Source organism: Parendozoicomonas verongulae (genome assembly GCF_009711465.1).
Lineage (GTDB): Bacteria > Pseudomonadota > Gammaproteobacteria > Pseudomonadales > Endozoicomonadaceae > Sansalvadorimonas > Sansalvadorimonas verongulae.
This window is the reverse complement of record NZ_SMME01000302.1, coordinates 1-519: the sequence shown is the minus strand read 5'-3', so window position 1 is coordinate 519 and position 519 is coordinate 1. Positions and strand designations below refer to the sequence as shown.

Sequence of the window (519 nt, the reverse complement as noted above, 5' to 3'; positions counted from 1 at the left end):
GTAGTCTATACCCTCTGCGGCATTGTACATCGCGTCCACTATGCCTGCCCTTGGCACGGTGGCCTGAAAAGGATAATCATCGCGGGGGGAGTACTTGACTGTCAGGGAGGTGATACTACTGCCGAGGAAGGCTACAACCGCCTCTTCGCTCATGCCCCTGACGGTCATTTGGCTTGCATCTGTGGGGTGTTGGACTAGTGAAACAAAACCCTTCTTGGTGAACATCCACATAACCTACTCCTTGTCTGGTTATTGCTGCCGGTGTGTTCACATTAGCTCTGTGTCCCCGATAATCCAGTCGACCTATGTATCGCTTCCTCTTTTGCGATCTGATTTGAGGTGCTTATACCGGGTGTCGCCCTGCAGGTTCTTTTTGTAACGGTACTTGGCTCGCTGGATGGCCGCATCCGAACGCCCCAAGGCTTTCTGCTGTGCCTCAAACAGTTTCAGCCGTTTATCGAGCTTCGTCTGATTCAAAGTCTGCTGTCTTGTCTCTCCCGGGTTGTGATCCCATCCGGG

At 52.8% G+C, this 519-nt stretch carries 2 protein-coding genes; both read right to left on the bottom strand.

Annotated features, from left to right (window positions below):
• Positions 1-225: hypothetical protein (locus tag E1189_RS00500; RefSeq protein ID WP_155158193.1), on the bottom strand; the 225-nt coding region annotated here is incomplete at its 3' end.
• Between the two features lie 78 nt (positions 226-303).
• Positions 304-519 (bottom strand): hypothetical protein (locus E1189_RS00495; RefSeq protein WP_230459851.1); only part of this gene is annotated, 216 nt, incomplete at its 5' end.